This is a genomic window from Drancourtella massiliensis (assembly GCF_016900655.1).
GTDB classification, from domain to species: domain Bacteria; phylum Bacillota; class Clostridia; order Lachnospirales; family Lachnospiraceae; genus Sellimonas; species Sellimonas catena.
In genome coordinates this window covers 1-3988 of sequence record NZ_JACJKH010000052.1, presented here as the reverse complement: position 1 = coordinate 3988, position 3988 = coordinate 1, and the positions used below count along the sequence as shown (strand labels likewise).

Here is a 3988-nt window from a genome sequence, read left to right as displayed (position 1 = left end):
AGAAAAACAGCTTAAAACTGTTGCAATTACTCATGATATTATGCAGTTACAACTTCATAAAGTTTTCAATGTGCAGTTACAACTTCAATGTTGCAGTAAGGATTTCAATTAACCTCTATGGAAAAGTATTTTTAAAAGCGCATTTGTAGCATATGTTTTAGGAATTATAACTACAATAATACTCCAAGGAACTGTGGAGACCTGGGTTTTCTACTCAGATATCTTTTTTATTGCAATTGGTCAAACGTTTATTTTATTATTGCTGATTTGTTTGCTAACATACTCTTTTCTATTCAATAAGAATATTAAAGGTATGATAGATGATACCTAAAGCGGGAAACTATATTGTGTTTAGTCAATAAACCCTTGTAATTGCTCCACAATAATTCCGCCTTTACCTATTTGATTACATTAAATGCCGGAAATGTTGTCAAAGCAAAGATTCCATTCTCGACTAACATTTCTGGCAATTGATAAAAATTGAAAAGCAGGTCATTATTGTAAATCTATCTATTTTTGGTATAAAATCTTTCTAAAAAGTCCGATTATCCCCTAAAGCACTGTATTTATCGTATATTTTGAGGACTTCAAACTTTGAATTTACCACGAATTTACTACAAATGAGCAAGCCTTTAACTCGATACGAAGTCCCAGCTATGATAGATATGGTACAGTGCAAATTCCAGTCGATTGGTGCGTCCATTCCAGAATTAGCGGTGCACCTATTCTGAAATAGCGGTGCGCTGATTCCATTCTAAACGGTGCGCTTTCTTTTATAATGAACAATGAAACTCGTTCATTACAAGTTGAGAAAGGAGCACCAAATGCAAAAATACTCAACCATCATTGGCGTGATTGAAGTAAACGCCAAATAGTAAGTACCTTGACATTTTTCGACGGCTGCAGAGCAGCCGCCTGTCTCTAAACTTTGCGAATTTCTGCCGGAAGTTTTTCTGACCATGGAAGAAGATCTTCCAGAAAGGAATAATCCGTATCCTCCATGTGTTGTGGAATCTCTTCCAGGAGATACTGCACATAATCAAAAGGCTTCAACTGATTGGCTTTTGCAGTTTCCAAAATACTGTAAATGATCGCGGATGTCCTGGCCCCATTGATCGTATCTATCATCTGCCAGTTTTTCTTTCCGATACAAAAGCCACGGATCGCTCTTTCCGATGCATTGTTATCTATCGGGACATCCCCGTCTGTGAGGAATACCCGAAGATATTTTTCCTGATTCAGAGCATAACCAACGGCATCTCCAAATTTATCCTTTTTGGATACCTTCATGGTTTTCAGATACGCAAAAAAAGCATCCACAAGTGGCTTGATCACCGCCTGCCGCTGCTGAAGCCGTTCATCAGATGAAAGGGCATCCAGTTTCCCTTCTTCCCGGTAGATCGCCTGAATCTGTTTCATCAGAAGAAATGCTTCGGATTCCTTTTGGCTGGATTTCTTGATGACCTTCAAAGCTTCATCAAATCTACGGCGGCAATGTACCCAGCATCCGGCAATTCTCAGTTCCTCCAACTCGTTTTCTAACGTATGGTAGACCTGATAGCCGTCTGTCACACAGATGCCGTCATACCCTTTCAGGAATTCCCGGGGATGAGATGCATTCCTCGTCTGCTGATATTCATATAAGACAATCTGTTTCTTGTGATACAGATACCCGGAACGGTATACCCACATCCAGCTTTTGGAGCCTGCCTTCCGTCCGTCATGGTTGACCAGTACCGGAGTTTCATCTGCCTGGATGACATGATAGGAATATAATTCTTTATGCAGACGATCATAAAGAACCGATAAATAATCCTCGCCGAGACGGATACACCAGTTTGCCATGTTTTGTCGTGTGATCTGAAGGCCGTATCGCTGGAATTCCTGCTCCAGCCGATAAAGCGGAACTGCATTCACATACTTGCCATTTATGATAGCGGCAGCCAAAGAGGGGGAGACCAGGCTTCCATGCAGCAGGGTTCCCGGATGACCTGCCTTTACCATATGTTCATCCGTTTTGCTGGCATAAACACCGATGTGATGTTCTTCCACTTCCACCTTTGCAGGTACAAAATGATATTTTTTAGATATGGCATCCGGTAACTGCTTCCATCCATTGACGCCGAATTCTGCTTCCAATTCTGTCTCAGACAGATAATGGTCAATCCGTCTGATCGGAAGTCCGGAAAGATCCGCTTCTTTCTTTCCCTTCCGCTTCGGCTTCTTTGGCGCTGGGAGTTCCAGGTCTTCCGGTTCTGATGCACTCAGGTCACATACGGCTTCCGCTTCATTAAAAAACACGATGGTTCCATCTACTTCACGAAAACTGATCTGATTGGGATCTTCCATTTTTTCAGAAGACCGGCCAAACCGGTTCTGTTTCCCAAGGATGACCTGTTCCATCAAAAGCTGCATTTGTTCATTGGATGCATGGAGTTCCTTTGTTAAGGCTTCCAGCTGTTCCTGTTGTTGTAAAAGCAGATGAATCAGAAACGACTTATCAATGGTATTTAATTGTTCTTCCGTATACTTCACTGCCATAACCGAACCTCTCTTTCCTGAGTGGTATTATAACAGAAACGGCACAGGTTCGCCATTTTTGAGTTTTTCCATTTTCGTCATTTTGACGGTGGATAACAGGCCTAAACGCCCGAAAAGAAATGCCGAAAATTCAGATACTGATGACGGTTATCCACAATCCGAACCATTTTTGCTTTATTAGAATTCAACAACTCACACGGAACGGTTCAGATGTGAATAACTTTCGATGTCAGTCTGCGCAGAATCCATTCACATGGCAGAATGATAGTTTATTTTCTCTGTTTTGCACAACTCACATGGAGAACGCGGGATCCGGAACTTCCCCGATCGGACTTCTGGCAACGATTTCCAGACCCTGCATCAACATTTGATACTGGTCTGTGGTAATCTCCAATGCCTCATCTTTGGTACGCGGCCAGCGAAAGTTCCCGTTTTCAATCCTTTTGTACAACAGGAGAAAGCCATCCCCCTCCCAAAGGAGCCCTTTTATCCGGTCCGTACGTTTGCCGCAAAACAGGAATAACGTATTCTTATCATAAGGATCGAGATGAAACTGGAAACGTATGATTCTGGCAAGACCATCAATTCCCCTGCGTAAATCGGTAAATCCAGCAGCAATATACACTTTTTTGAACCCGGTACCATCATTGAGCATCCCTCATCACTCCCAACAGTGTACGAAGAAATGAAGCCGATGCCTGCTCTGTGATCTCCAGTGTGAGGTGGTTGCTGCCTCTGATCACAGCAGCGGTTTGATTTGATGGTGTGTTCGTTTCAGGCTGGATTGCCGAAGAAGGAATTTCGATAAAATCTGGTGTGGTGTCAGCAACTTCCAAAAAAGCTTCCCGAACTTTTCGGAGTCTCCAATAATAACTCGCTTTCGTAATATCATGCAGCCGGCACCATTCGTCCATTTTCATACCCTGAGGGCGATTTTGGCAATCCCGGACCATTTCAGCCCATTCACTCAGACGGGTTTGTTGTGCAACTAAACTTGTATGGGATTTCATGACTCACCTCCTGTAGTCCTGGTCAAAAAAGTTGAGTACTAAACTTTTTTGACTTTCTAGTGATGAGTCTATTATCTCACATATGGTGGTTTTGAAAAGGTACTTGCTATTTGGCGTTTACTGATTGAATTACGTCAGAGCGGTATTGGATACCGCACTACCAAGAAGCGGTACAACATAGGAAACAGTACCGTAACACTTATTATGAACCGCTTTCATGAACTGGGGCTTTCCCTGGAGGAGTTGAAAGCAATGCCGCCGAAGAAAGTCGAGGAGGCTTTCTATCCGCCAGAGAATCTCCGCCGCGCTGAAAAGGAATTGCCAGATTTCTTTCAGATCCATCAGCGTATGATGGCGATGGAGACTCCTGATCTTGCATTCCAGTGGTTGGAATACAAAAAAGAGCATCCGAATGGCTATCAACTGTCACAGTTCTA

The 3988-nt window shown here is 42.8% G+C and carries 3 protein-coding genes and 1 pseudogene; 1 reads left to right on the top strand and 3 read right to left on the bottom strand.

Going from position 1 to position 3988, the window contains the following annotated elements:
• Window positions 1–921: 921 nt before the first annotated feature.
• The 3 genes from tnpC to H6A32_RS15520 all read right to left on the bottom strand — a co-directional run bounded on the left by tnpC (window position 922) and on the right by H6A32_RS15520 (window position 3551).
• A complete protein-coding gene (gene tnpC / locus H6A32_RS15530; protein ID WP_204864791.1) occupies window positions 922–2541 on the bottom strand; it encodes an IS66 family transposase in 1620 nt (539 codons plus the stop codon).
• Window positions 2542–2833: 292 nt separating this feature from the next.
• Window positions 2834–3196 (bottom strand): IS66 family insertion sequence element accessory protein TnpB, encoded by a 363-nt coding sequence (gene tnpB / locus H6A32_RS15525; RefSeq protein ID WP_204864790.1) that lies wholly within the window; start codon window positions 3194–3196, stop codon window positions 2834–2836.
• Window positions 3186–3551: an IS66 family insertion sequence element accessory protein TnpB gene (locus H6A32_RS15520; protein ID WP_204864789.1), complete on the bottom strand. Its 366-nt coding sequence runs from the start codon at window positions 3549–3551 to the stop codon at window positions 3186–3188. Before H6A32_RS15520 ends, tnpB begins: the two co-directional genes overlap by 11 nt.
• Before the next feature lie 252 nt (window positions 3552–3803).
• Between H6A32_RS15520 and H6A32_RS15515 the strand changes: the two are divergent.
• Window positions 3804–3988, top strand: a pseudogene (locus H6A32_RS15515) (transposase); the annotation flags it as partial.